Origin of the sequence: Paludisphaera borealis (assembly GCF_001956985.1) — a bacterium.
Taxonomy (GTDB): domain Bacteria; phylum Planctomycetota; class Planctomycetia; order Isosphaerales; family Isosphaeraceae; genus Paludisphaera; species Paludisphaera borealis.
Genome location: NZ_CP019082.1, coordinates 1,582,183 through 1,605,773, shown reverse-complemented (window position 1 = coordinate 1,605,773; position 23,591 = coordinate 1,582,183). Strand labels below are relative to the sequence as shown.

The window sequence follows — 23,591 nt, the reverse complement described above, 5'->3', positions numbered from 1 at the left end:
ATCATCCGTTGACTCGAACGACGCAGAACTGGGAGAGCACGGGATCGGGGTCCATCGGGATCGGCCCCGATTCGGCGATCCGGAAACCCTGGCTGCGGTACCAGGCGGCCGTGTCGTAGCCGTAGCGGTTGTAGCTGACGTTCATTTCTTCGTTGTGCGCGGCGAACCGGCGAGCGACGCGAATCACCTCGCGGCGGATCTTGTCGGCGATCTCGGGAGGGTTGTGGAGGATCACGGCCGAGGTCACGACCATATCGAACGACCCATCGGCGAACGGCAATTGATCGCCTCGTCCGAGAAACAACTCGACGTCATCTTGACCGTTCAGAAACTCGCGCGCCGCGCCGAGCTGGGAACGGCTGAAGTCGAGGCCGGCGAGAGGGGCGTCGGTCCGAACGCGGATCGCCTGAAGGAGCTTGCCGTAGCCGCAGCCGATTTCGAGAATCGAGGTCGGTCGATAGGCCGCCACCCGATCCGCGATCCACTCGGCGCGGAGGGTGCGGCCGACCTGACCTTCTTGCTCCCGAAAATAATCACGACCGCCCCGGAGCGTCCAATACGCGCGAGGATCAGCGTAGATCAGTCGGCGCTTCCACGTCGGCCATCGGCCGAGCGAGCGTCGAAGCGTCTTGTGCCATGCATAGCGGACGCCTCGTGATCGCAGAGCCCGCCAGGCGCGGAGGGGAAGTAGCGGCTCGGGGTGTAGCAGCGTGTCCATGAGACCGTCCCTGGTCTGTCGGTGGCGTGACGGAATTCCTTGCCGTCTCGGACTTTCCCTCGCGAGACCGGCAGGCGTCGATCCGGACCGCGGCGGCTGGACCTCGTCCGAAGTCCGCCCGCGGATCGGCGACGCAGTCTACGACCGAGCCGGGAAAGGGTCAATCCAGGTCGAGGCGTGAAAGCGGACCGGACGGCGGCCGTCGCAACGTGCGGACGCCCCCGCGCTCGGAAGTTTGATCGAGGTGGTGATCTTTCCTATACTCATCGTCAGGGTCATCGTCATGTCCACCGCGCGAGCCTGAAAAGGTCGAGACGCCGCGAGGAAGCGGATGAGAGGACATTCGAATCATGGGCGTGAGTTTCGGACGGGCTCGAATCGCCGACCTGGCCTTTCATGTGTTTCACCGTTCCCTTCACCCGGAATGGTTCTCGACTCGCGCGCACCTTCGGGTCTCGCGCGGGGAATGGCAAGCCGACGTCCGCATCATCGAAGGGGGCCACTCGATCGTCTTCGGTTCGCGGTCCTTTCGACTGACGGAAGTCCTCGCCGGCCCCGAAACCCTGCTCCCGGAACCTGGGCTGCTCTACCACTCGCCGATTCGCAACGAGCGCTCCACCACCCTCCGCCCGGGCGAACTGCTCGATTACCAGGCGTGCTTCGAAGTCGAGCGGGTCGACCCCGAAGTCTTTCGCCACCTCTGCGAGGAAATGACCGCCGACTCCACCCTCGACGGCCTCTTCCACCAGTTCGGGTCCTCCAACCGCCTGGCGCCGCGACCGATCAGCCGCATCCACGTCGACGCCCGCACCCGAGGAATCTCGATCCAGGCCTTCCACACCTTCCCCGACGAACTCGCCATCGTGCGCTCGCTGTCGCTCTACGAGTTGCTCCCTCGCCTCTCGAACTCCTGACTCGACTTTTCTTTCCCGAGTTTGACAAAGTAGGCCGCATGGGACAGAATCAGGCAGCCACGCGGACAGCCATGCATGACTTATTCTCAGGGCGTCGACCCGAGCGGTCGGGCTGAGAGATCGACATCGAGCGGTCGAGTGTTGATTCTCGCGATGATGGCGAGGATCGCTTGTTGCCTGTCTGGATGAGCCGCATTACGATGAGTCGGACGTTGGCGCTCGCGGTGGGTTGGTCCGCGGCTCCAGACGTCGACAAGCTCGTTCGTTCAGGGTTGGGCAGTAGGGGACCGTCGCGCCCCTCGCCAGCAGGAGGATCAAGGCCAGGTCGGTCCCGAAGAGTCCCTTTCCGGTTTCCTATAAGGCGAATGCGGGATGACGCAACGCTCATCCCGGGGAGGTCTTCGATGGAACGGATGGAGCACATTCGAGGCAAGCTTCTCGACGGGGAACAAGTCGTACTCGATGGAGTCGACGGCTTCCTCGCCAGCAACGATCATCGAGGGCGAAAGTCGTTCTTCGGCTACTTCGAGGCGCCGACCGATATGCTTCGGCGCCTCCGCCATGAGACGTGCTATCGCCTGATTCTCAACGACGGCCGCAAGGCCGACGTTTACACGGAGGTCGTCCCGAGCAATAGCGCGGGCAGCTCCGTGGCCGAGTTCCATGTGAGCGGCGGGTTCCGGAAGTAAAGCCTTCCGAGACGGCCGCCGAATTCCGCCGGGCGACGGTGGAGTCGGAATATGGACCGGGAAGCATTGGCCTTGGTTCAGGACCGGCGTCGCTCACCGCTCGGCGGCTCGATTCTTGCAGGCGGATCTACAGTCATCGAAGGCGCGCTCGACGAACGAATGGACGGAACGAACCGACGACTCGACGCATCGCGCCGTTTGTCGCGATTACACGCAACCCGTCCGATCGGCGAGGGAATTCCATGGTCCGCGCACTGCTTCGGCGAGGCCGGCGATCCGATACTGGGGATGTCGCACGCGTCGTCAAGCAAGAGCCGAGTCCAAGACCGCGTGTCGTCGCCGCTCACCGAATCCGGTTCCCGAAGTGAAGCGAATCCAGAAACCGCGGGGTGTGCTTCAGCCCCTGTTCATTTGAATCCCACAGCAATCTCAAACAGCCTTCGCCCCCTGGTCGTCGAATCGCGCCGAGAACGAATTTTTCGCGGCGAAGGAAAAAAGTCTGGTGTGCTTGGATCGATCCTAAGTGACTCGGGGGTCACGCGCCGCTTGTGCCACGGCGTCGTCGCAATCGGAGCGGCGAGCGATTCCCCGACAAAAAAACGGTTGGCTAGGTTCGTCCAGGCGGTTATCTTGCCATCGTCCGGACGAGGGATGCCGCCGGCGTCACCGGTAAGCGATTCGGCACCCGAGGAGCATTGCCACGATGCCTCATATGTCCCGAATCGATCGCGTCCGAGGGTGTATGTTGGGCCTGGCCGTCGGCGACGCCCTTGGGGCTCCGCTCGAAGGCCTCACAGCCCAGCAGATCAAGACGCACTACGGCCGCGTCAAGAATTACGTGGACGGCGTGCAAGCCTGGAAGCGAAAGCCCTACCGCTGGCGGATGCGGGGGCTTTACTCCGACGACACGCAACAGGCCTTGGCCCTCTGCGACAACCTGCTTGAATTCGGCCGCGTGGATCAACAGCGTCTGGCCGAGTTGTACCTCGCGATGGCCGAGCCCAAGGGGTCGTTCCTCGGCGTCCACCGGGGCATCGGCCGCAGCTTCCGCCAGGTGCTGGGAGACCTTCAGCGCGGGATCGAGCCGCGCTGGAGCGGCCAGACGAAGGCCGGGATCGGGGCCGCGATGCGGATCGCTCCGGTGGGTCTGTACTGCGACGGCGAATGCGACGCCCTGTTCGCTTCGGTCATGGAAGCCAGCGTCATGACCCATCGCGACATCCGCAGCCTCAGCGGCGCCCTAGCGGTCGCCCACGGCGTGCGACGACTGGCCGCCGGCGAAGCCCGCGACCCCAGCCTGTTGCTCTGGATCGCCTCCGACGTCGCCCGCGACGAGGCCCGCATCGCCGACGACTACGGCGACGTCGTCATGTCGCTCGACCGCCATCCGCGATCGCTGTCGAAGGCGCTTGCCCATGCCGAGTCGATCCTCGACCTGCCTCGCGACCGAGCCTTGCCCGCGCTGGCCGAAGAGGCCAACCGCCACGGTGCCGAGCCCGACTGCAAGCGACCCACGATGGGGTTCCCTCCGGCCTGTATTCCAACCTGCTTCTACATCCTGCTCACCACCGAAAGCTTCGAGGAAGCCATCACCGAGATCGTCAACCTCGGCGGCGACACCGACACCACCGGGGCCATCCTCGGTGCCCTCGCCGGCGCTTACTACGGCGTCGACGAGATCCCCCGCCGCTGGCTCGACGGCCTTCAGAACCGAATCGGCATCGAGAACCGCGCCCTGGCGCTCGCCCACCGCTCGGCGGCCGGACTCGAGATCCCCGACCTGATCGCCACCGAGCAAGAGTTGAGCCACAAGGAAGGCGTCCACCTGGGACACTACGCCTCGCTCGCCCGCAACGGCGGCGACTGCGGTGCCAACCAGGTGATCTGAGCCGACCCGACGCCGCGCGCCGCTCTCAGCCAGCGGCCGTGAGGCGTCGCGGACTCGCGCCGACCGGAAGATTCGCCCATCCACACACGCGCCCTCTTTCCGATCGCACTCCCGCCGCGTAGGATACACTAGTTGTGCTGACCCTATGCACGAGTGAAACGCGTCGCGCGTGTTCGTCCCCTATGGGGACGCGGATGGAAACAAACAAGTAAACGATCGTCATGGAGCAGAGCCCCGATGAGCTCGACCACTCCAACACGGATTCGCAGGCAGCTTGAGGAGGCCGAAGGGTACCTCATGCTCGAGATGCCGTCGTACGCGCTGGGAATCCTGGAGAGTCGCTCCGAATGGCCGACGATGCCTTTCGAGGCAAGCTTCTTGAAGGGCGAGGCGCTACGATGCCTCGATCGCTATCGCGAGGCCCTCATCTCTCTTGAAGTCGCCGCGGCCCTCCGCCCCGACGACATCGCCGTCGCCTTGGCCCAGGGATGGTGCTACAAGCGGACGAATCGCCTCGCTCAGGCCGTCGACTCGCTCGAACGAGCGGCGCGTCATGAGCCGGAGAACGCGCTGATCCATTACAATCTCGCGTGCTACTGGAGCCTCGCGTCGAATGCGTCGAAGGCCCTCGAAGAGCTGACCGTCGCCCTTCGCCTCAAGCCCGAACTGCGCAGGCTGATTCCCGACGAGAGCGATTTCAACACGCTCCGCGGCAACTCGACCTTTGAACGCTTATTGCGAGACGCCACGGCCTCGAAATAGCCGGCGCGTCGGCAATCGAATCGATGTGAGTTTGAGCATTGGCTTCAGAACAGGGGTGGGACGGGTCGCAACCCCGCGCCCGAGCCGACTGCCGTCGGCACGGCACGGGCCTCGTCTTCGGAACCGAGGCCGTCGTTGGGCCCGATTCCGAATCGAAGCGTTGAGGAGACGTCGCCATCCAGAGGGCCGGACGCGAGGCCGATCAGGATTCGTCGAGAACGCGCTGGGTGATCTCTTTCTCGCAGTACTTGCACCATTTCCAACGCTTGGATCCAACGAGCTCGTCAAGGTGCGTGTGCGCCAGGCGAACGCTTCGGAACCAGATTTTGGTGTCTTCTTCGTTGATCTTCTCGAGCCGTGCGCAACGAGCGAAGTGCAGGAGATTGGTTGTGGTCGAGCCTTGACCCTTCCCTTTGACCACGGCAAGATTACCGTGGAAGATAAACCCAATCGCTTCGCATCGCGTCTCGGCGAAATCATCAAGCGACTCGAGCGGGCGAATTCCGGTCTGTTCCTGGGTCGGCATGCAAGGGTTCCCCAAAGAGGACGCAGGCTACCTCATCGTCTCGATCGATAAATGAGAGTTTAACCAACTTGGCCGAATTACGCAAGGCGATCGCATCAGCCGGGCGAGTCGACGACCGCGCCGGGGCTTCCGGGAAACGGCCCGACGAGCCGAACGGATCGCTGACGCCGCGCTTGATCCAGCGCGGCGTCGGGCGGTTTGCGACGGCGACTGCGACTGGCGGCTCGCTCCGACGGAAAGCGTCGTGGCCGACTTGATTCGTGAAACCGTCAATCATCTTCGCGACCTCCCGCGATACCGACAGATCCTCACGACCCTGGTGCGGTACGGCTATCAGGACGTCGTCTCGGCGCTTCACCTCGACGCCATCATCCGGCCGATCGAGCGGGCCGCCCTCGGCGAGACGCCTCCCGTCCACGACCGGCCGCAGCGACTCCGGATGGTCTGCGAGGATCTCGGACCGACGTTCGTCAAGCTCGGGCAACTTCTCAGCACCCGCCCCGATCTGATTCCCGAAGCCTACACCAACGAGCTCGCCGCCCTCCGCGACGACGTCCGCCCGTTCCCGTTCGACCAGGCCGAGGCGATCCTCACGAAGGAGTATGGCCGGCCGTTGGCCGAGTGCTTCGCCTCGCTCGACCCCGTGCCGGTGGCCTCGGCCTCGATCTCGCAGGTCCATCGCGCGGTGCTTCACGACGGCCGGACGATCGCGCTCAAGGTCCGGCGGCCGGAGATCCAAAAGGTCGTGCAGGCCGATCTCGACATCCTCAAAAACCTGGCCCAGCTCGCCGAGCGCCGGCTGCCCGCGCTCGGAGTCTACAAGCCGCTGGCCCTGGCCCTCGAGTTCGAGCGCAGCCTCAAGCGGGAGCTGGACTTCACGGTCGAGCTGCGGACGATGCACCGCTGCCAGCAGCAGTTCGCAGGCGATCCGACGGCCCACATCCCGTTCGCCGTCGAGGAGTTCTCGACGCCCCGGGTGATCGCGATGGAGTTCATCGGAGGGGTCTCGGTCGACGATCTCGAAGGCATCCGCGGGCTTGGGCTCGACCCCGGGCAAGTCGCCATCGCGGGCGCGAAAATCCTGATAAAGCAGATCTTCCAGTTCGGTTTCTTCCACGCCGATCCCCACCCCGGAAACCTTCGGGTGTTGCCCGGGGGCGTGATCGCGCCCCTCGACTACGGCATGTTCGGCCAGCTCGACGGTCGGACCCGCGAGCGGATCGCCGACCTCCTCGCCGGCCTCATCGCGCAGGACGTCGACCGGGTCTTGAAGGCCCTTGACGCGCTGGACGTCCGCGGCGACCAGGTCGACCCCAAGGCCCTCCGGCGCGACGTGGACGAACTCATCCACGCTTATCCGGAGCTGTCACTCGACGCGATCGATCTCAGCGTCCTGCTCCGCGAACTGGTCCGGGTGATCCGCACTCACCACCTGCACATCCCGCCCGACCTCGTACTCTTGATCCGCTCGCTGGTGACCATCGAGAGCACCGGCCGACAGCTCGACCCCCATTTCGACATCGCCCGCCAGCTTGAGCCGCCGCTCCGCGCGCTGGCGCTCCGCCGCTACCATCCGATCCGGCTTTTGAACCAATCCGTGCGGACCGCCGAAGACCTCCAGCGAATCGCCACGCTCTTGCCCGACTTGCTCAGCCACTCGCTCGAATCGATCAAGCGGGGCGAGCTGAACGTCAAGTTCGACCTCCAGGGCTTCGAGCGGCTGGTCAAGCAACTCATCCGCGCCAGCAACATCCTGGCGATGGGCATCGTGATCTCGGGTCTGCTCGTGGCGTCGTCGCTGGTCTTGCGCGTCGGGCCGGCGTCGCTGGCGTATACGGGCTACGCCGCCGGCGTGATCCTCAGCCTCTGGCTGGGTTGGACCATGTCGCGAAGCTGATCGGATCCCCCATGATGAGTCGGGCCCGTCGGTCAGGTCCGGATCTGGCCCCAGCGATAGGTCGCGAGGGTGGCGAAGAAGAAGAGCGGCAGCCAGGCCGCTAGAGCAGGGGCGAGGACGCCGCTGCTGCCGAGGTACTGGCAGAACAGCCCGACGCCGTAGAAGAGCGCGGAGTTGCCCAGCGCGTAGCCGAGGTTGACGAACATGTTGCGGCCGTAGCCGCCGAGCACCAGCGGCAGTGTCATGAACATGAGCGTCAGCGCCAGGAAGGGGCGCAAAAGCCGGACGTGGATGTACAACGTCACGTCGTTGCGATCGGAGGAATCGGTCGCGGGGTCGACGAGACCGTTGACCAGATCGACCATCGACCCATACTGATACCAGTTCGATTTCCGGGTCATCGCCTCGAACGACAGCGTGGTCTTCAGGAAGACGACGTCTCCGGCGATCTCGCGAACGTCGCCGAACGGCGGCGGAAAACCGGCGACGTCCTTGACGGCCACGACGATCGACTCGGGGTCTTCCAGGGCCTTGTCGGGCAGCGGCGGCCCGATCGTCGCGCCCCGGACCAGCCACCCGCCGCGCAGGGGGCGGTGGGATGGTCGGCCGTGATGTACGTCGCCTGCTTCCCCTCGATCTGGCTTCCCGTCCCGAAAATCTCTTTCGGGACCGTGACGTTGAACCGCCCCGTGATCGTCTTGGAGGCGCGGTCGGCTTCTTTGCCGATGATGCAGAGCCCTCGCGAATCGTAGCGAGAGGGTAGCATGGTGATCTTCTGGGTGCCGTCGTCGTCGTGCGACTTCTGAAGCTCCTCGGCGTACCGGGGGATGATCAGCTCTTGATTCGCGACCGAGAGGCCGCTGACTACGATCGACGAGACGATGACCGGCATGATCATCCGATGCGTGCTGATCCCCGCCGCCAGCATCGCGAGCTGCTCGTTGGCGCGCTGCATCCAGGTGACGGTGAAGATCGCCGCCATCATGCTGATCACGCTGCCGAGCTTGTCGAAGAAATCCGCCTGACGGACCAGGTAGTACCGACCCATCACGCTCATCAACTGCCGGAAGCCAACGGCGCGCTTCATGAACTCGTCGACGTTCGAGAACGCGTCGAGCACGATCCAGAGGCCGACGAACGAGATGTAGCAGATGACGTAGGCCTTGAGGAAGGCCCAGAAGCGCTCTCGATCAATGATCTTCAACGACCACCCCCTCCCCGACGCGGGTTAATCATACCCCCGCCTCGGCCGCTCCGTCGGAATCAATACTTGATAATTCGCGGATAAACCCAGCCGGCCAGCACGGCCAGGACCAGGTTGCTGATCCAGAGCGCCTTGTAAGGCTCCATCGTCCCTTCTTTGCCCATGTTGATTCCGAACAGCATGAGCGGGTAATACAGACCGATGATCGGCAGAAAACACGTCATGAACGCACTGAGAAAGTCGCGCTTCGCGAACCGGATGCCAATCGGAGCGCCGAGGATCACGAACAGCAGGCTGCCGAACGCCATCGAGCTGCGAAGCTGCTTCTCGGTCTCGAATTCGTTGCAACGCTTTCGCCAGTAGCTGTTCTGGTTCGCGGCCTGACCGACGTCCGCCCAGTTGACGCCGGCCACGCCCCAATTGACGCCGTTCACGCCGTCGACGCGGTTGAACCGCCCGGAGGCGAAGAGAAACCCCGCGCCGATGGCTTGACGCTTGCGATCGTTGGCCAGCCGTTCCTTGGCGATCACCAGCTCGGCATCGAGCTCGCGGTTGGTGTGTTCCTGGATCGACTTCAAGGCGAACGCATTGTTGTTCGACGGCAGCGGAAATTCGAACGTCTGATTGGGGAGCAGGGTGACGTCGAAGTCGCCCTCATGGTTCTGCACCTCCGCGCCTTCGAGATGAACGACGACGAGCTTGTTGTCGAGGTCGAACTGGAGCCGCGCGCGGTCGGCCTGGATCGTCTCCGAATAAGAGTCGGTGTTGTCCGCGTTCTTCGTCTTTTTCTTGAAGGTCGGCTTGATCAACAACCGGCCTTCGACGTCGTGCACCTTGATGAAGACCGGCATGCCGGGAGCCGAGAATTCCTTGTCTCGCTTGAGATATTTGTAGATGAGATCTTCGAGGTCCTTGAAGAGCACGAGCTTCGCCTGGTGGGCGCTCTGGGGAATCCAGGTCCGGCTCGTCTGCCACAGAAAGCCGCTCACGGCCGCGCCCAGGAAGATCGTGGGCCAGATGACGGCCATCACGCTGACCCCCGCGCTCTTGACGGCGATGATCTCGTTGTCGCCGGCGATCCGGCCGTAAACGACCGTCACGGCGAACAACAGCGACACCGGCATGGTGTAAGGCAGGGTGCTCGGGATCACATAAGGAATGAGGTTGAGCACGTCCATCGGCGCCAGCATGCGGCTTCGCAAAGCCTCGGCGGCGACCATGAACAGAACGAAGATGATGGTCATGGTCAGAAGCGCCAGCGCGAACGCGCGGAACACCTCTCCACAGACGTAGCGTTGAAGGATACCCAAGCCGAGTCCTCCCCAGAATCGCGTCCTTGCCCCCTGGGAAGGGGCTCGATCTCGCTTGCCGTCCGTCGCGCCCGCCCTCCGCGTCGTGCGAGGGCCCTTCGCGACGGCCTCCTTCGTTCACGCAGTCGCAGACGGACTCAAGGTTGCGCACACCGCTTCCGCCAGTCGTCTGGCCCCTTCCACCAGCGTCTCCTCGTCCGGCACGCCGAAGGTCAGCCGCAAGTGGTTGCGAGGGAAGGGGCTGGGTTCCGGAGCGAAGGCGAACTCGCCAGGGACGTAGATCACCCCCTCGGCCAGGCACCTCGCAAACAGCGGTCCGTCAAATCCCGTGTCGATCCCCTCCGGCATCGTCATCCAGACGAACAGCCCCCCCTGGGGCCTCGTCCACGTCACCTCGTTCTGGAACGGCTTGAGAAACCGATCGAGGGCGTCGAGGAAGATGTCGCGCTTGCGGCCGTAGATCTCCCGCAGCCGCTCGACGTGCCGGTCGTAATCGCCGTCGGCGATCACCCGATGCAACAGCCGCTGCGCGAAGTTCGACGAACCGAAGTCGTGGTTCCCCTTCAATCTCAAGATCGGGTCCACCAGCTCGTTGGGTAAAACTCCATAGCCCAACTTCAGACCCGGACTGAAGGTTTTGCTGAACGTTCGGGCCAGGATCACCGTCTCCGCTTCCGGATCGAGGCTCCAGATGCTCTTGGCCTCGGGCCTGCCGTACGACAGACCGTGGTACGCGGCGTCTTCCAGCACGAAGATCCGCCTTCCCGCGATCTTCGACCACCGATTCGCCAGGTCGAGCAGCGGCTTGCGGCGATCTTCCGCAAGACTGATGCCCGTCGGGTTGGCATGCTCGGGAATCGTGTAGATCAGCTTCACCCGATCGAGCTGGCCGTCTTCCTGGATCTGGGAGAGCGCCTCTTCGAGCGCATCGATCCGCAGTCCCTGGCCGTCGATCGGCACCCGGACGGCCCGAGCGCCCCGGGTTTCGAGCGGACCGAGGAACACGAAGTAAGTCGGCGACTCCACCAGGACGATGTCGCCGGGATTGAGAAGCGCTTCGCCCACCAGGTAAATCAACTGCGCCGAGCCGGTCGTGACGACCGTGCGGGCGACCGCGTCGCGGTACGTCCCGGGCGCCGCGTCATGTCCCTGTTCGAGACGCTCGACTAGAAGCGTCCGCAACGCCTCGTCACCGATCGTGTTTCCATATTGAAGCGCCGAACGTCCTCCCCGGGCGTCGCCGAGCACCTTCTCAGTCGCCCGGGTCGTTTCCTCGACGGGCAACGACTGCTGATCCACGAACCCTGCCGCCAGCGAGACGAGCTCCGGCTTCTCGAGCGCGAGCTTCATCAAGCTGCTGATCGAGGGGGGACTCGTTTGGGCGGTCGCGGCGCTGAGGGAGGTCCGTAGTGTCATCGTAAGTCGAAACCAGATTCGAAAAGAAGCGATCGAACGGGTCAGGGCGTACTCTAGCGACCCGCCAAGGCCTGTCAAGTTGGCTTGCAATCCCGAGGCCGCGGCCGGTCGTCTTGGTTTCGACACCCCCGGCCGCCCCGTGGTTCGCCGTTAGAACTGGATGCCGTACGTCCTGGGCGCGTCGCGCCAGAGCGTCATGATCTCGCCGGTGGCGGGGTCTCGCGCCGGAATCGGCAGGCTGCCGATCAGCTTGACGGCGGCCTTCGCTTCGCTTTCGGTCACCAGTTCGTCACGGATCAGGTCCCAGTCGCGGCCGTCGGGATAGCCGCCGACCATCTGGGAATCGCTCGAATTGTCGAGCCGGGTGTGCGATGTGCCGGCGGGCAGCACGACGACGTCGCCAGGCGTCAGCTTGACGATCGTCCCGCCCTCGCCGCCGAGCTGGAGCGTGATCGTCCCCCGCGCCATGCCGAGCACTTCGTGGCTCGTCGAATGGAAATGATAGTAGTCGTACACGCCGAGTTCGCGCCAGTTGTTCAGCCAATCATTCCGCCTGAACGTCTCTTCGATCGCGTCGGCGAGGTCGACGCCCGCGGCGGCCTTGATGACGCCTCGGTGGATCAGGACGGGGAAGCGGCTATTGGGAACGCGGCCGTTGGGCTTGAAATACAGCGTTTCGAGGCGAGGATTCGTTTCCGCCATTGCGTCAGCTCCCTTCTCAAAATCAGATCGAAATCAACCGGATCTGGCCTCGTCGGCTTCGACGACGCCGCCGTACGGCACGTCGACGCCGCCGTAGCGTCGGACGCGAATATTGGCCTGCTCGGCGTGCCCCACAAAGCCTTCGAGAGCGCAAAGCCGCGAGCAGTAGCCACCGACGAGCGCCGAGGCCTCGTCCGTGAGAACTCTCTGATACGTGCAGGTTTTGAGGAACTTACCGACCCAGAGCCCCCCGGTGTAGCGGGCGGCCTTCATCGTCGGCAAGGTGTGATTGGTGCCGATCACCTTGTCGCCGAACGCGACGTTGGTGCGCGGGCCGAGGAACAGGGCGCCGTAATTGTGCATGTTCTTCAGGAAGTAGTCGGGATCGCGGGTCATGACCTGGACGTGCTCGGACGCGATGCGGTCGGCGATCCGAACCAGCTCCTCGTCGCTGTCGGCCACGCAGACGGCGCCTTGCCGGTCCCAGGCCTGCCGGGCGACGGCGGCCGTGGGGAGGATCGTGAGCAGCCGTTCCACCTCGGCCATCGTCTCGCGGGCGAGCTTCTCCGACGTGGTCAAGAAGATCGCCGGCGAATCCGGGCCGTGCTCGGCCTGGCCGAGCAAGTCGGTCGCGCACAGTTCGGCGTCGACGGTCTCGTCGGCGATGACGAGGGTTTCGGTCGGACCGGCGAAGAGGTCGATGCCGACGCGGCCGAACAACTGACGCTTGGCTTCGGCCACGTACGGATTGCCGGGGCCGATCAGCAGGTCGACCGGGGCGATCGATTTCGTCCCCAGGGCCATCGCGCCGACGGCCTGGACGCCGCCGAGGCAGTAGATCTCATCCGCCCCCGCCAGATGCTGCGCCGCGACGATCGCCGCCGAGGGCTTCCCCTGATACGGCGGCGCGCAGGTGACGATCCTCGGCACCCCCGCCACCTTGGCCGTGACGACCGACATATGGGCCGAGGCCAGCAACGGGTATTTCCCGCCCGGCACATAGCAGCCCGCCGAGCCGACCGGGATGTTCTTGTGGCCGAGGAGGACTCCAGGCAGGGTCTCGACCTCGACGTCCCACAGCGCCGCGCGCTGATGCTGGGCGAAGTTGCGAACCTGCGTTTGCGCGAACGTGATGTCTTCGATGTCGCGCTTGCTGAGCTGAGCCAGGCAGCCTTCGATCTCGGCCGGCGACAGTCGATAATCGTCACGGTCCCACTTGTCGAACTTGACGGAAAGCTCCCTCACCGCCGCATCCCCGCGCCGGGCGATGTCGGCCAGGATGCGCTCGACCGTCTCGCGGACCTTCGCATCCGCCTCGGCCGCCTCCGCCTGATCCACCCCGCGCTTCAGCCAATTCTCCACCGCGTGCGCTCCTTTTCCTGTCCGTCCCCGCTCGTGACGGATTCGAAATCCCGGCTGGAATCTTACGAGCCCGAAGGCGAATGTGCTAGAGAGTGTGCTGCCAAGCCACAATCAATCGTTCCGCTTTGTGGCAGGACATATAAAAGCTGGAAAGAGCGACGCCCACTCATACACAGCCTTAAAGTTCGTACATAAGAAATCAACAACGATGCAGAACCATGCGATCGACATTGTGACCAGGCGGCTGGACGACCTGGAAGGGAAGGTCAGGTTTCGAGCGACGGCCAGTCTCGTCTGTCTTGTGATCCTGGTCGTCGTGACTCTGGCCGTCTTGCAAAGGGTCCAAGCCCAAGGGTGGGCTCCAAAAACGATCCGCTCCGAGCGATTTGAGCTTGTCGATTCGAACGGCCGGACGAAGCTCGACATCACGTCGGCGGCGGATGGCACGCCGAGGCCGGTGCTGCTTGGCAAGGACGGCAAAGCGCGGATTTCGCTCATGCTCGACGGCTGCGACTCGCCGATCATCCAATTGAGCGACGCCGCCGGCAGGCACCAACTCTCTCTGGACGTCCGCGAGGGCATAGGTCCCGCGATCGCCCTGCGTGACACCGAGCGCGATTCGGGCGTTATGCTCACCTCCGACCGCACGGGCGTCGCGGCGCTCGGCTTCATCGGAGAACACGCCCGCAGCCAGATCGAATTGGGGATCAATCCGGACGGCTCGGTTGCGTTCAAGCTGTACGACAAGGAGGGGAAAGTCGTCTTCTCCGCCCCCCAGGCCGCGAAAGACGCCCCGTAAGGTCGACAGGGCGCGGGAACGGCTCCCAAAATCAGACCGCCGACTCTTCGGGCTCTTTCCAGAACAGGTATTCGTTGCTGTTGGACGGATAGCGGCGGACCTGTTCTTCGAGGAGATCGAGGAACCGCTGGGCGTAGACGCTCGATTTGTCTTCCTGCTGAGCGTCGCGCGGGACCTGAAAGGAGGGCTGGAATTCCAGGTGGTAGCGGTCGTCGTCGCCGATGCGGCAGAAGACGGGTACCACCGGAGCCTGGCTCATCGCGGCCAGGGCGATCCAGGTGGTCGAGAACCGTTGGGTCTGGCCCATGAAATGGGCTTCGGCCGTCAATTGACCGCTCCAGCGGACGTCACCGGCGAGGAAGAGCATCATGCCCGACCGGAGCACCCGCACCGCGCGGAGGATGCTACTGGCGGCGTCGGTCGAGCCGCCCCGGCGCGAGATGAACAGCTTGCCCTGGCTCAATTCGCCGTCGTCGGTGAAGCGATCGATCATGAACTTAGAGACGTTGCGCGGGCGTTCCATGTAGAGACGCAGCGGGTAATCCTGGCGATAGAGCCAGTGCGCCGGCAGCATGTGGGCCCCGAAGTGGCTGGTGAGCAGCACGCAGCCTTTTTTCTGGGCCAACGCCGCGTCGAGATGCTCGCGCCCCTCGACGTCGAACATGTTGAGCGCCCGCTCTTTCGAGGGGCCGTCGAGCAGCAGGTCGCGCGACCGCCAGAGGATGTGGTTGCCGGCGAGCCGCTCGCCGACGGCCGGCACGTCCCAGTCGCACCGCAGAGTTTTGCCCCCCTGCGAAACGGCCGAATCGAACGCCGCGCGAACCCCTTTGCTCATGCGGTATTCAAACCGGCCGATGCCCGATAAGAACCTGGACGCCACGGGCAGCGGCAACAGTCGAACGAATGGCAACACCCCTCGTAGAAACCCTTTGCGGATGTTGACCGCGCGTCGATCCATCGCCTGCTCCTCGTCCTGCCGGGGGCGAAATAGGTCGCGCGCCTCCTGCGCCCGCCCCTCCGCTCGGCCGGAGTTTGGCACGCCGAGGCGTCCCTGGCAATGTCAGATTCGAACGCTGGTTACGAGCCCGATCTGTCCGCGCGACCGAACACGAGCACGTTGTTCGTGCCTCCGAACCCGAACGAGGCGCTCAGGATCGTCCGCACGCGGGCCTCGCGCGCCTGGTTGGGCACATAGTCGAGATCCAGCTCGGGGTCGGCGAGGTAGTTGATCGTCGGCGGGACGACTTGATCGTTGAGCACACGGACGCACGCAGCCGCCTCGATAGCCGACGCCGCACCCAGACTGTGGCCGAGCGCCCCCTTGATCGAGCTGACCAGCAACTTCCCGGCGCGGTCGCCGAAGACCTCCTTGAGCACCTTCGTCTCGGTCGCGTCGTTGGCCTGGGTGCTCGTGCCGTGGGCGTTGTAATAGTCGACCGAATCCGGCTGGACGCCCGCATTCCGAAGGGCCTGACCGACGCAACGGGTGATCCGCTCCTGGTTCGGCATCGTCATGTGCGAGCCGTCCGAATTGAGGGCGTAACCGAGCAGCTCGGCCTGTGGTTTGAGCCCCAGTCGCTCGACGGCGCTCGCGGTGGCCAGGGCGATCATGCCGGCGCCCTCAGACATCACGAAGCCCGAGCGGTCACGGCTGAACGGTCGGCTCGCCGCCGAGGGGTCGTTCTCCGAACGGTCGCCGGCTTTGCCGCCGAAGAGGGCCTTCATGGTGTAGAAGCCGTTCACAATGGCCGGCATGAACGCGCTTTCGCCGGCACCACAGAGGGCCAGGTCGGCGTCACCGGCCTTCAGGAGCATCGCGCCGAAGATGATCGCGTGGCCCCCCGACGCGCAGGCGTTCGCGGGTGCCATCCCCGGCCCGTAGAGCTTCAACTGCTGCGAGATCTGGCCGCCGGCCTGGTTGATCAGCAGGCCGGGAACGAGAAACGGGCTGACGGAGAGGTCTTGCCGCTTGCGCGCCCGAGCTTGCTGAGCTTCGAGGAAGTCGAGCCCGCCGAACGCCGAACCGACCACGACCGCCGCGCGGTCGGCGTCGATCCGGTCGCCGAGGCGGTCCAGCCCGGCGTCGGCCCAGGCCGCGCGGGCCGCCGCCATCGAGAGCGTCAAGAATCGCGCCGAGAGCCTCGTCAACTCGCGATCCTCGGTCCGCGACACGGCGGCCAGGTCGTCGACGACGCCGGCGACGTCCTGAAGGAATTGGTCGCGTCCCAGAGTCGGCTGACGACGCAGTCCCGACTTGCCGGCGATCAGTCCCCGCCAGGTTTCGTCCATATCCAGCCCAAGGCAGGTGATCGCCCCATGTCCCACCACGTAGATCCGTTCCGGCATCGTCGGCTCCATCGCAAACCTCGGCGACCTCGCCCGGCGCGGCTCGACGGCCGCCGCCGGATGGCTGATTTCCCCTTGCCGATGATCGTATGATGGCGGGTCCGGCTGCAAGCGGAACGCCCCGAATCCTCTCCACCCCAGTGAAGGAAGACCTCGATGCGGTTGCTCAAGTTCACTCTCGGTACCGACCCGACGCCCCGCGTGGGATGCCTTGAAGACGGCCGCGTCGTCCCCCTCGGCGCCGGCCCGTCGGCCCTTTCGGACCTCCTTCACAGCCCGGACGTCGCCCGCGCGGTCGAGGACGGAAAGCGGCGAACGTCCGAACGACTCGATCTCGCTTCGGTTCGCGTGCTCGCCCCGATCGACCGCCAGGAAGTCTGGGGCGCGGGAGTGACGTACGAGCGGAGCAAGGTGGCTCGCCAGGAAGAGTCGGAGCAGGGGGCGACGTTTTACGACCTCGTCTACCGCGCGCCTCGGCCGGAGCTGTTCTTCAAGGCGACGCCGAGCCGCGTCGCCGGCCCGTCGCAGCCGGTTCGCGTCCGTCACGACTCGATATGGTCGGTGCCCGAGCCCGAGCTTGCCCTGGTCCTCTCGCCGAGCCTGGAACTCGTCGGCTTCACCGTCGGCAACGACATGAGCGCGCGCGACATCGAAGGCGAGAATCCGCTTTATCTGCCTCAGGCCAAGGTCTATGACGGCTGCTGCGCGCTCGGGCCGGTGATCACGCTCGCGGCCGCGCTGCCGAAGCCCGACGCCCTAGAAGTCCGGCTCGAAATCGAGCGGGCCGGGGAGGTCGTCTTCTCGGGGCGGACGAGCACGTCGCGGATGGCTCGACGCTACGAGGAGCTGATCGGCTGGCTGGGACGAGACAATCTTTTCCCCGACGGCGCGGTGCTACTGACCGGAACCGGCGTGGTGCCGCCCGACGACTTCAGCCTCGCCGCCGGCGACGTGGCGCGGATCACGATCGAAGGAATCGGCATGCTGGAGAACCCCGTCGTCCAGAGTGATCGGTGAGGCGCCAGCCCTACCGTCCGCGAGTCAAAACGAGCGGGCCGCGTGCGAGAAGCTCGCACGCGGCCCGTTGGAAATCAAGATTCGAGACGGTCGCTGGCGACCGCCGTCGAGCGGCTGTCAGCCAGCCTTCTTGGGCTCTTCGACCTTGGGGGCGTCCTTGTGGTCGCCTTCGGCCGGAGCCGGGGCCGGGGCGGCGGCCTTGTCAGCAGCCGGGGCGGCGGCCTTGTCAGCGGCCGGGGCGGCCGGCTTGTCTTCCGGGGTCTTCGCGGGAGCCGGGGCCGGCGCCACCTTGGCGGGCGAGCTCGGGGGCGTCGAGACCGGCGGGGCTTCCTCGGTGTTGCAGCCGCTGATCAAGGCCACGCTCAGACCAACCGTCGAGGCCAGAACCAGGCCCTTGAATCCAGATTTCATCGTCGAATCGCTCCTAACAGTGAAAGATTAAGTAGGCGAGAAGTCTCGTTTGGAGATTCCAGCAAAATCACTCGGCTGGATCCCACGTCAAAACTCACATGCGTGGGACGACACCGCCAAACTCGAATCCGGTCCTCATTCTAGTGCCCCGTCGCGGGGGGGGCAACGCACTGGCCGTGAATTCGGTCAGAAATCCAAATACCACCGTTCAGGAGGCTTGCGCCTCGGGCCCGTTCGGTCCAGTCGGGACTCCCATCGAAGCCGCCAGGTCCACCGACGCCCCGACCCCTACGACCCACAAGAACGGCTCCCACTGGATTCTTTGAAAAAGTCTCAACTCAAGTTGGGCTGGACGCCGATACTCGTTCGTGAAACATGAGGACGTCTGAAGAGACTTGGCCGCCATGTGCCGACGAGAGACGTTCCAATGCCGTCCTGATCTGGCGATCATTCGCCCCAGGGCTGGACGGCGCGACCGGCGGGGCGACCGCTCGGTTGACACTCGCGAGGACGAGGCCAAAGTGATGAATACCTGTCTCACGTCGGACAAGATTGCCAGTCTCCTGGACGTGGTGTCGGAGATGATCCGTTCCGTCTCGGCCAAGGCCAAGGAGCGAACGATCACCGCGGAAACCCTGCTGCTCGAGGAGCTGGCGCTCGATTCGCTTGACCTCGTTCGCGTGATCATGCTCATGGAAGATCGCTACCAGGTCACGATCGACCTGGACGAAGTACCGAACATGAAGTGCGTCGCCGACCTCGCCCGGACCCTCGATCACGAGCTGAAAACCGCCGCCTGACCGCGCCCGAACAACGCCTCCCCTCTCCCCATTCGCCTCTCGCCATCGCCTCGACGCGAGCCCGCCCGGGCCGTCGCGTCGAGGCCATCGCCGACCGCCTCGGCTCGGTCTTCCTGATGAATCCGCCGCAACGGCGCTTCCGATCAGGACTGCGACGGATCACCGAACGATGATCGGCCTGCGCGTTCATCAACGACGTTCGATACAGTTAGCGCGCTTTGACCGCGCCCATGCCGGCGGCCTGATCGGCGGCCTCTCGCGAATAACATGCGAGACGCCCTGCATCCCACAGCCGAGCCGCCCGCGAATTGCCGGCGATCGAGATCCCTTCGGGGATTCCCCTTTCTGCTCTGCTACTGGAATGCCCATGACATGAAATCCTAATAGAGCGCGACGCACCTCGACCAACCGACCCGACCGGTTGGAGAAGCCCTCCCGGCGTACCCAAGACCTGTTGGCGAAGCCCCTGGCCCGGGCACTAGTTACACGCGACTTGTAAGAACTACTCCGTGAGGCGTGATGCGGCCCCCGCCGCGCCCCACCAGGAAGGAATAATCGACAAACTCATCGTCGGCCGCAAATCGCGAATTCAACGGGACTTCGGGCGGAAGGAGTCGCACCGGATATGACGATGAAGGCCGCCGAACACGCTCCACAGATCGGTCGGCACGCCGCTTGCTATAAAGAGGCCGACCTCGACGCGACTACCGCGACGGACAATCCAGCGGCTCGATGAAGCTCAACGACCTGAGCTGTGCGACCGAGCCGTGAAGCGCTAAGCGTTACAAACTACCAGTGGGTCGACGAGTCGCCAGGAAACGGCGGCTCGGACACGAACAGGGAGGTTCGTATGCCCGCAATCAGGACGACGGCCGTTGGAATCGTCGCGTGGAGTGTGTTCGCGACCTCGGCGACCGCGGCGCCTTTGTCCTGGTTCGGCACCCAAGCCACGTTAACCGCCTGGTACGCCAACCATCTCAACTCCGCGGGAAACATCTACGCTCCCACAACCACCGTCTCGAACCTCCCGTCGGACTGGTACACGAACACGACCTACCAGGCTCCCACGGCCACCTACGCCGCGCCGGTCGCAACAAGCAGTCCGATCGCGCCGGCGCCGCTCGCCGCCCAGACGGTGCCCGCCCCGACCCTCACGCCGGTGTCGACCGGGTCGATCAGTTCGTCAGCCTCGGCCACGACGGCTTCGCTGGCCCCCCCCGTCGATGCGTTCATCAACCTGGGGCAGGGCCCGTACGCCGAGGCGTCCACGATCACGACCGGCTCGCCGCAGCCCTGGTACACCAGCCCGACGGCCACCAGCGTCTTCGGCGGCACGCCCACCGCGGCCCAGCAGAGCAGCTTCGCCAGCCAGGTCCTCAGCGACATCCAGCATACCTTCAACATCAGCGGCATGAATATCAGTCTGACCGACGATCCGAACAAGCCCGCCGTGCATATGATGAGCGTCGTATCGGGTGCCTCGTACGGACCGAACCCGAGCGCCATCGGCATCACCGACGTCGGCGCCAACGGCTTCGGCTTCATTGACAAGCTCAACTACGCCACCACCCCCGACCAGCTCGCCTGGGCCGTGGCGCACAACATCTCCCACGAGCTGATGCACGCACTGGGCGTTGGAACGCACCCCGACACCACCGGCGCGTACCTCGACTCGGCGGTTGCGACCTGGTCGATGCTCACCGATCCGAACACCAAGTTCAGCCCCGCCGCCGTCGCGCTTATGCAGTCCGCGAACAACGGGGCGGGGATCGGCAGCCTGGGCTCGGAACTCATGAAGCTGGCCAACCACCCCGCCAATTGCCACTGCCAGTTCTGTCAGATGATGCACGGCCTGGGCATCGACGGCGCCCAGATCCTCGCGGCCGCCGTGCCCGAACCCTCGACGATCGCCGTCTGGATCGCTTCCGGCCTCGGTGCCGGGTTCATGGCCCGCCGCCGGGTCGCCCGCAAAGCGGCCTGAACCAGCCAGCCGTCGACCGCCCTCGCGTACCACTGGCTCTCGGCCTCGCGTACAATGGAAGGGTCATCGATCGAGGTCTCGCGGCTAACAGGCCCGAGGCTCACACGCCGCCGCTGATTGAAGGTGCCCGCGCTTCATGAACTCCTGGGTTTCGCTCGCCTTGACCGCCCTCCTGCTCGCCTTGCCCCGCGTCCTCATGACTCGCGGCGAGGCCGACGCCGCAGCAAGGATCAAACCGGAAATCCACGGCGACCTCGCCTTCTACTGGTGGGTCATTCGATTCTACACCTGGTTCTGGCACCGGCTCCAACACGTCGGCTGGGCGCCGCTGCCCGAGACCGGCCCGGCCGTCCTGATCTCGAACCATACCTGCTGCATCGACCACCTGCTGCTCCAGTCGAGCTGCCGCCGAGTGCTCGGGTTCATGATCGCGCGCGAGTTCTTCGAGCTGCCGATCGTCCACGCGTTTTGCGTCCGCGTCGGCTGCATACCCGTCAACCGCGACGGCCGCGACCTCCAGGCCATCCGCGTGGCGCTCCGGGCGCTCGACGAAGGGAAGGTCTTGCCGATCTTTCCCGAGGGCAAGGTCACGGCGAATTCCGGCCGTACGCTGGGACCGATGCTGCCCGGCGCCGCGTTCATCGCCGTGCGGTCCGGGGCACCCGTCATCCCCGCATACATCTATGGATCGCCGCTGACCGACGACATCGCCCAGTCGCTCCTGTGGCGGTCGCGCGCCCGCGTCCGGTTCGGTCCTCCCATCGACATGTCCGACATTAAACCCTCTCAGGCCGGCGACAAGAATGTGCTCGCGCGGGTCTCCGATCGATTCGAACGCGCCCTCCTGGAACTCCAGGCCCAGTGCCTCGAAGCCGACCCGGAAGCAGGCCCCGAGACTGTCGAGACCTCGACCATGCCGGCGCGAGCCGGATGACTTCCGACGCGCCGAAGCGGCTCCTGGAGCGGTACGGTCGCGATCTCCAACCGGTCGACGTCCTCCGGCCATTGGGCGGTTTCGGCGGCCATAGCGGCTCGCGGCTCTGGCGGTACACGTCGGCGTCGGGCGAGCGACTCGTCAGAGCCTGGCCCGAAGCAGGGCAGCGCAGGGAGCGCATTGAGACGATCCACGGCTGGCTCCGCGAGGCCGGCGACCTCGCCTTCGTGCCCCTGCCGATCCTCGCGCTCGACGGACGGACGGTTCAGGAACTACAGGGAACCTGCTGGGAGGTCACCCCCTGGCTCGCCGGCTCGGCCGACGCGAGCCGGCCTCCGAGGGTCGAGCGCGTCCGCGCGGCGTTCCGGGCGCTCGGTGAATTCCACGTTCGACTCGCGAAGGATGCGTCGCTCGGTCGGAGTCCCGGTCTGATCCTGCGCTGCGAGGAGTTGGAACGACTGACGGCGGGGGGCTTCGACAAGATCGAGGCCGATCTGAACTCCGGGGCTGACGACCCCTGCCGGCCCACGGCCCGCGAGTGGCTGAGCCTGGCCCGACGGACGGCCCCAAGCGCCCTGGGGATGATCCGCGAGGCCAGCCGACTCGCCTCGCCGCTTCAGCCCTGCCTTCGCGACGCCCGTCCCGAGCACTTCCTGTTTGAAGGCGATCGCGTGACCGGCCTGGTCGACTTCGGCGCGATGGACGTGGAGACCGTCGCAGCCGACCTGGCTCGGTTGCTAGGCGAGTGGCTGCCGCTCCCCGCCGGCCGGCAGCTTCGGGCCGAAGGAATCAAGGCATATATGGAATTCAAATCGCTGAATCCCGAGCACCTATTGTTAGCGGGGGCCTTCGAGGCCGCCGCTGACGTGCTGATCGGCGAGCGCTGGATTCGATGGCGGTTCCGCGAGCACCGGCGGTTCGACGACCAGATGGCCGTCGCTGATGGGCTCACGCGCGGGCTCGGCCGCCTACGCGGCCTGTCGGCCCGGCTGGGCTGACGAGGCGCGCCCGGCGGTCATTCGGGGACTCAGCCAGGAGACTCCAAGCCCGACAGCGGAGGCACCGGCGGTGCGGGGTGCGCCAGGGCGCCGGTGAGGATGCGTTGGGTGTCCTCCGGGCCGATGCTAACGCGCTGGATGGCCATCGCCCGGCCGTTTTCGGGATTCACGGTGACGAGACTACCGTTGAGCCGTGGGTTCCCCGTGGCCACGTCGAAGTAGCTCGGGACGAAGGTCAAGGTCGCGCTCAGGACGCGGTCGTAGCGGCGGCCGAGGATTCCGTCGTGCGGGCCGGTCATGCCCACGTCGCTCTGAAAGGCGGTGCCGCCGGCGAGGATCTGCTCGTCGGCGGTCGGAACGTGGGTATGGGTTCCCAGCACGGCCGAGACCCGTCCGTCGAGGTAGCGGCCCAGGAGCATCTTGTCGCTGGTGGCCTCGGCGTGAACGTCGACCAGGACGACCCGCGTGGAAACGCCGATGCGTTCGAGCATGCGGTCGGCGGCGTGGAACGGGCAGTCGACCGGCTTCATGAAGGTCCGGCCGAGCACCGAGAAGACCGCCGCGGGCGTGCCGTCCCGGGCCGTGACCAGGGCCAGATCGGGGCCCGGCGATTCGGAGGGATAGTTGGCGGGCCGGAGCACGCGGTCGGACTTGTCGAAGACCTGGAAGACCTCATCCTTGCGATAGACGTGGTCGCCCATCGTCATCACGTCGACCCCCGCGTCGATCAGCTCCTCGAAGCACTTGAGGGTCAACCCCGAGCCGCCCGCCGAGTTCTCGGCGTTGCAGACGACGAGCCCGAGGCCCCAGCGGGGGATCAGCCGGGGGAGCACCTGAGAGAGGATCTTGCGCCCGGGGGAGCCCACGACGTCGCCGATGAACAGAATCTTGAGGGGGGTCAACGGGTTGCTCGCTCT

23 protein-coding genes are annotated in these 23,591 nt (G+C 65.2%); 11 read left to right on the top strand and 12 right to left on the bottom strand.

What is annotated here, in order from left to right; all coding sequences use genetic code 11:
- Position 1: 1 nt before the first annotated feature.
- Positions 2-718 carry a class I SAM-dependent methyltransferase gene (locus BSF38_RS06290; RefSeq protein ID WP_076344010.1) on the bottom strand — a complete coding sequence of 239 codons (717 nt, stop codon included), beginning with the start codon at positions 716-718 and terminating at the stop codon, positions 2-4.
- Positions 719-1,068: 350 nt separating this feature from the next.
- Between BSF38_RS06290 and BSF38_RS06285 the strand changes: the two genes are divergently transcribed.
- From BSF38_RS06285 to BSF38_RS06270, 4 genes are all read left to right on the top strand, one after another.
- The gene (locus BSF38_RS06285; RefSeq protein WP_076344008.1) at positions 1,069-1,632 is read left to right on the top strand and encodes a DUF2617 family protein; all 564 of its coding nucleotides are present in this window, start codon (positions 1,069-1,071) and stop codon (positions 1,630-1,632) included.
- A 404-nt stretch (positions 1,633-2,036) separates the two neighbouring features.
- Positions 2,037-2,321, top strand: coding sequence for a hypothetical protein (locus BSF38_RS06280; protein ID WP_145951994.1), 285 nt, complete (start codon positions 2,037-2,039; stop codon positions 2,319-2,321).
- 703 nt (positions 2,322-3,024) lie between these two features.
- Positions 3,025-4,209, top strand: coding sequence for an ADP-ribosylglycohydrolase family protein (locus BSF38_RS06275; protein ID WP_076344004.1), 1,185 nt, complete (start codon positions 3,025-3,027; stop codon positions 4,207-4,209).
- 237 nt (positions 4,210-4,446) lie between these two features.
- Positions 4,447-4,971 (top strand): TPR end-of-group domain-containing protein, encoded by a 525-nt coding sequence (locus tag BSF38_RS06270; protein WP_076344002.1) that lies wholly within the window; start codon positions 4,447-4,449, stop codon positions 4,969-4,971.
- A gap of 202 nt (positions 4,972-5,173) precedes the next feature.
- Here BSF38_RS06270 and BSF38_RS06265 read toward each other — a convergent pair whose 3' ends face one another.
- Positions 5,174-5,497 carry a hypothetical protein gene (locus BSF38_RS06265; protein ID WP_076344000.1) on the bottom strand — a complete coding sequence of 108 codons (324 nt, stop codon included), beginning with the start codon at positions 5,495-5,497 and terminating at the stop codon, positions 5,174-5,176.
- 244 nt (positions 5,498-5,741) lie between these two features.
- On the opposite strand from BSF38_RS06265, the gene BSF38_RS06255 reads away from it, so the two are divergent.
- Positions 5,742-7,394 (top strand): ABC1 kinase family protein, encoded by a 1,653-nt coding sequence (locus tag BSF38_RS06255; protein WP_237170766.1) that lies wholly within the window; start codon positions 5,742-5,744, stop codon positions 7,392-7,394.
- A gap of 32 nt (positions 7,395-7,426) precedes the next feature.
- On the opposite strand, the gene BSF38_RS31920 is transcribed toward BSF38_RS06255, so the two are convergent.
- From BSF38_RS31920 to hisD, 6 genes are all read right to left on the bottom strand, one after another.
- Positions 7,427-7,897, bottom strand: a complete 471-nt coding sequence (locus BSF38_RS31920; protein ID WP_237170765.1) for an LptF/LptG family permease — start codon at positions 7,895-7,897, stop codon at positions 7,427-7,429.
- Positions 7,819-8,598: an LptF/LptG family permease gene (locus tag BSF38_RS06250; RefSeq protein WP_237170764.1), complete on the bottom strand. Its 780-nt coding sequence runs from the start codon at positions 8,596-8,598 to the stop codon at positions 7,819-7,821. Before BSF38_RS06250 ends, BSF38_RS31920 begins: the two co-directional genes overlap by 79 nt.
- 59 nt (positions 8,599-8,657) lie before the next feature.
- On the bottom strand, positions 8,658-9,908 hold the full coding sequence (locus BSF38_RS06245; RefSeq protein ID WP_076343996.1) for an LptF/LptG family permease: 1,251 nt from the start codon (positions 9,906-9,908) through the stop codon (positions 8,658-8,660).
- Positions 9,909-10,025: 117 nt separating this feature from the next.
- Complete coding sequence (locus tag BSF38_RS06240; protein ID WP_237170763.1) at positions 10,026-11,258, bottom strand: aminotransferase-like domain-containing protein; 1,233 nt, start codon at positions 11,256-11,258, stop codon at positions 10,026-10,028.
- A 216-nt stretch (positions 11,259-11,474) separates the two neighbouring features.
- A complete protein-coding gene (locus tag BSF38_RS06235) occupies positions 11,475-12,026 on the bottom strand; it encodes a cupin domain-containing protein (protein WP_076343992.1) in 552 nt (183 codons plus the stop codon).
- 33 nt (positions 12,027-12,059) lie between these two features.
- Positions 12,060-13,388, bottom strand: coding sequence for a histidinol dehydrogenase (gene hisD, locus BSF38_RS06230; RefSeq protein ID WP_076343990.1), 1,329 nt, complete (start codon positions 13,386-13,388; stop codon positions 12,060-12,062).
- Between the two features lie 208 nt (positions 13,389-13,596).
- Here hisD and BSF38_RS06225 point away from each other — a divergent pair, with 208 nt between their 5' ends.
- Positions 13,597-14,187: a hypothetical protein gene (locus BSF38_RS06225; RefSeq protein ID WP_168189319.1), complete on the top strand. Its 591-nt coding sequence runs from the start codon at positions 13,597-13,599 to the stop codon at positions 14,185-14,187.
- Positions 14,188-14,218: 31 nt separating this feature from the next.
- On the opposite strand, the gene BSF38_RS06220 is transcribed toward BSF38_RS06225, so the two are convergent.
- Both BSF38_RS06220 and BSF38_RS06215 read right to left on the bottom strand, forming a co-directional pair.
- Positions 14,219-15,145 carry a lysophospholipid acyltransferase family protein gene (locus BSF38_RS06220; protein WP_076343986.1) on the bottom strand — a complete coding sequence of 309 codons (927 nt, stop codon included), beginning with the start codon at positions 15,143-15,145 and terminating at the stop codon, positions 14,219-14,221.
- A 119-nt stretch (positions 15,146-15,264) separates the two neighbouring features.
- Complete coding sequence (locus BSF38_RS06215) at positions 15,265-16,533, bottom strand: beta-ketoacyl-[acyl-carrier-protein] synthase family protein (protein ID WP_076350628.1); 1,269 nt, start codon at positions 16,531-16,533, stop codon at positions 15,265-15,267.
- Positions 16,534-16,689: 156 nt separating this feature from the next.
- Here BSF38_RS06215 and BSF38_RS06210 point away from each other — a divergent pair, with 156 nt between their 5' ends.
- The gene (locus BSF38_RS06210) at positions 16,690-17,550 is read left to right on the top strand and encodes a fumarylacetoacetate hydrolase family protein (protein ID WP_076343984.1); all 861 of its coding nucleotides are present in this window, start codon (positions 16,690-16,692) and stop codon (positions 17,548-17,550) included.
- 117 nt (positions 17,551-17,667) lie between these two features.
- Here the strand turns inward: BSF38_RS06210 and BSF38_RS06205 are convergent, their stop codons facing one another.
- Entirely contained in the window at positions 17,668-17,961 is a 294-nt protein-coding gene (locus tag BSF38_RS06205) for a hypothetical protein (protein WP_076343982.1), read from the bottom strand.
- 524 nt (positions 17,962-18,485) lie between these two features.
- On the opposite strand from BSF38_RS06205, the gene BSF38_RS29820 reads away from it, so the two are divergent.
- The 4 genes from BSF38_RS29820 (at position 18,486) to BSF38_RS06185 (ending at position 22,674) form a co-directional block, all read left to right on the top strand.
- Complete coding sequence (locus BSF38_RS29820) at positions 18,486-18,761, top strand: acyl carrier protein (RefSeq protein ID WP_168189318.1); 276 nt, start codon at positions 18,486-18,488, stop codon at positions 18,759-18,761.
- Positions 18,762-19,611: 850 nt separating this feature from the next.
- Positions 19,612-20,742: a PEP-CTERM sorting domain-containing protein gene (locus BSF38_RS06195; RefSeq protein WP_145951992.1), complete on the top strand. Its 1,131-nt coding sequence runs from the start codon at positions 19,612-19,614 to the stop codon at positions 20,740-20,742.
- A gap of 136 nt (positions 20,743-20,878) precedes the next feature.
- Positions 20,879-21,676 carry a lysophospholipid acyltransferase family protein gene (locus tag BSF38_RS06190; protein ID WP_076343980.1) on the top strand — a complete coding sequence of 266 codons (798 nt, stop codon included), beginning with the start codon at positions 20,879-20,881 and terminating at the stop codon, positions 21,674-21,676.
- The gene (locus BSF38_RS06185; RefSeq protein WP_076343978.1) at positions 21,673-22,674 is read left to right on the top strand and encodes a phosphotransferase enzyme family protein; all 1,002 of its coding nucleotides are present in this window, start codon (positions 21,673-21,675) and stop codon (positions 22,672-22,674) included. Before BSF38_RS06190 ends, BSF38_RS06185 begins: the two co-directional genes overlap by 4 nt.
- 29 nt (positions 22,675-22,703) lie before the next feature.
- Here BSF38_RS06185 and BSF38_RS06180 read toward each other — a convergent pair whose 3' ends face one another.
- Positions 22,704-23,576 carry a TIGR00282 family metallophosphoesterase gene (locus BSF38_RS06180; protein WP_099091951.1) on the bottom strand — a complete coding sequence of 291 codons (873 nt, stop codon included), beginning with the start codon at positions 23,574-23,576 and terminating at the stop codon, positions 22,704-22,706.
- Positions 23,577-23,591 lie beyond the last annotated feature (15 nt).

Coding starts and splice junctions, on each gene's coding strand:
- BSF38_RS06185 (WP_076343978.1), top strand. CDS start 21,673: ATGACTTCCGACGCGCCGAAGCGGCTCCTGGAGCGGTACGGTCGCGAT.
- BSF38_RS06285 (WP_076344008.1), top strand. CDS start 1,069: ATGGGCGTGAGTTTCGGACGGGCTCGAATCGCCGACCTGGCCTTTCAT.
- BSF38_RS06280 (WP_145951994.1), top strand. CDS start 2,037: ATGGAACGGATGGAGCACATTCGAGGCAAGCTTCTCGACGGGGAACAA.
- BSF38_RS06270 (WP_076344002.1), top strand. CDS start 4,447: ATGAGCTCGACCACTCCAACACGGATTCGCAGGCAGCTTGAGGAGGCC.
- BSF38_RS06210 (WP_076343984.1), top strand. CDS start 16,690: ATGCGGTTGCTCAAGTTCACTCTCGGTACCGACCCGACGCCCCGCGTG.
- BSF38_RS06225 (WP_168189319.1), top strand. CDS start 13,597: ATGCAGAACCATGCGATCGACATTGTGACCAGGCGGCTGGACGACCTG.
- BSF38_RS06195 (WP_145951992.1), top strand. CDS start 19,612: ATGCCCGCAATCAGGACGACGGCCGTTGGAATCGTCGCGTGGAGTGTG.
- BSF38_RS06240 (WP_237170763.1), bottom strand. CDS start 11,258: ATGAAGCTCGCGCTCGAGAAGCCGGAGCTCGTCTCGCTGGCGGCAGGG.
- BSF38_RS06190 (WP_076343980.1), top strand. CDS start 20,879: ATGAACTCCTGGGTTTCGCTCGCCTTGACCGCCCTCCTGCTCGCCTTG.
- BSF38_RS06205 (WP_076343982.1), bottom strand. CDS start 17,961: ATGAAATCTGGATTCAAGGGCCTGGTTCTGGCCTCGACGGTTGGTCTG.
- BSF38_RS06275 (WP_076344004.1), top strand. CDS start 3,025: ATGCCTCATATGTCCCGAATCGATCGCGTCCGAGGGTGTATGTTGGGC.
- BSF38_RS06220 (WP_076343986.1), bottom strand. CDS start 15,145: ATGGATCGACGCGCGGTCAACATCCGCAAAGGGTTTCTACGAGGGGTG.
- BSF38_RS06265 (WP_076344000.1), bottom strand. CDS start 5,497: ATGCCGACCCAGGAACAGACCGGAATTCGCCCGCTCGAGTCGCTTGAT.
- BSF38_RS06235 (WP_076343992.1), bottom strand. CDS start 12,026: ATGGCGGAAACGAATCCTCGCCTCGAAACGCTGTATTTCAAGCCCAAC.
- BSF38_RS06215 (WP_076350628.1), bottom strand. CDS start 16,533: ATGCCGGAACGGATCTACGTGGTGGGACATGGGGCGATCACCTGCCTT.
- BSF38_RS06290 (WP_076344010.1), bottom strand. CDS start 718: ATGGACACGCTGCTACACCCCGAGCCGCTACTTCCCCTCCGCGCCTGG.
- BSF38_RS29820 (WP_168189318.1), top strand. CDS start 18,486: ATGAATACCTGTCTCACGTCGGACAAGATTGCCAGTCTCCTGGACGTG.